This is a genomic window from Paenibacillus terrae, assembly GCF_005217525.1.
GTDB classification, from domain to species: domain Bacteria; phylum Bacillota; class Bacilli; order Paenibacillales; family Paenibacillaceae; genus Paenibacillus; species Paenibacillus terrae_C.
The window spans coordinates 16,968-18,679 of sequence record NZ_PNXQ01000017.1 but is presented as its reverse complement, the minus strand read 5'-3'; the positions used below and the strand labels follow the sequence as shown (position 1 = coordinate 18,679).

2 protein-coding genes are annotated in these 1,712 nt (G+C 33.9%); both read left to right on the top strand.

The window, feature by feature from the left end:
* Positions 1-536 (top strand): CdiA C-terminal domain-containing protein (locus C1I60_RS26020; protein ID WP_491844700.1); only part of this gene is annotated, 536 nt, incomplete at its 5' end.
* Between the two features lies 1 nt (position 537).
* Complete coding sequence (locus C1I60_RS23375) at positions 538-1,443, top strand: hypothetical protein (RefSeq protein ID WP_137063905.1); 906 nt, start codon at positions 538-540, stop codon at positions 1,441-1,443.
* Positions 1,444-1,712 lie beyond the last annotated feature (269 nt).

Genomic DNA, 1,712 nt, shown 5'->3' with positions numbered 1-1,712 from the left:
GACAAAAACAGATTGATGCGTTAGAATCAGGGGAGTACACGGGTAAGAGCAATAAGGGGACGGGAAATGCAAAATTAACTGAACCATCGTTACCTAAAGGTGGAGCACTTACAGATAAAGAAATTGAGATGCTTACGTCCAAGAACAAGTCACCTGGACATGAGAAAGAATTTGAAACAGCAAAATTATTAAGAGAGGAAGGGTATGACCTAAAGATATTAGAAGAATTGGAACATGGAAATGGGCATGGAATAAAAGACATTGCAAACCCAGACTTTATAATAGAAGGTAAGGTTTTTGACTGTTATGCGCCGGAAACTGATAAAGTAAAAAATGCTATTAATCAGATACAAAGTAAAACCAAATCTCAGGCAAGAAGAATTGCATTAAATTTAGATAATTTTAAGGGTAACATAGATGATCTAAAAGATGAGGTTTTAAGAAAAACAAATCCAAAGGGTGATTTAAAGTATCTAGAAGAGTTGCTTGTTATAAAAGACGGTAAAATCACAAGATGGTTTTGGAGGGAAGAATAAAGTGGAATTATCTTATTATTTCTACACTCATTTTCAAACTAGAGAAGAAACAGATGAATTTTTAATTTCACAAGCGAGAAAAGTAATGGAAGATAATGTTGATCTTAAAATTAGTAGGCAAGAAGAGAGTGAAGATGGTGAGGGAGATACACTAGATTTTAGTTGCAAGTCCTTTGGAGTGAGCACCAATTTACACTTCGTCCAAGATATCTCTAAAGAGTATGATCTGAATGTGAATTTTGGCCTGTGGGTCACTATTTACCCTGGTGGAGACTTGAAGCTTATTCAGTTCATAGGAAATTTACTAAGTGGGACAAAAGGAAATGCTATATTGCTAGACGAAAATTACAACAAAGTGCTGGAAAGAAGAAGTGAATCTCTGACTGTAAATAATTACTTCTTTGACGGAGACTTTAGTAAACTTGGGCTTTCCTATGTGAACGGGATTTATCAAAAGTTCGTACTGCAGATAGACATTAATAAAAGTGGTGATATTATACAAATTTTAAAACCTAAAATCATAGATATAGCTAATGACTGCATTCACGAAGGTAAAGTTAACCTAGTCGAAGATCCTGATATTCGATCGGAGTTTGGTATCTGCTGGAATGATTTCAAAATAGATGTGCAAAAGGGAGCGCAGAGTATAAATAATGTTGGCCAAGTAATAAATGTATCTGGGGGCCATATTTATACTGATCAACATGATCCTAGATTAAAAGTAATGATGAATTTCTTCAAACGAGTAATAGAACGCCTTGAAGGTGATTGCAAATTAAGTGTTATTAAAGGATACCTGATAAAGGATTACAAAGAAATTGTTTTAATGGAAAGAAAAGAGGACATTATAACTGTAAATAAAAATGCAGTGGAAAAATGTCTATTATATGAAGTTGGTCTTAGCTGAATAGAACTTTTATTTTGCCTTTAGACTACAATTTAGAAAACCAGAAGGAGAATGTTGTGTGTTAAATTAACACCCTAGCAAGCTGTTATTTCGGTAATAAGGTGATTCGCATTGTTACTTCATAAGAAACTATAGAGAGAGAGCTCCATAAAGTCTGTGTCAATCCCCATAAGGGCAATTCAACTTGACACACTTGAAAAACTTTCAAAAGCTTATTCCAACTTGAATTTCAAGTAGGAATAAGCTTTTTGACATGTCAAAAAAAACGA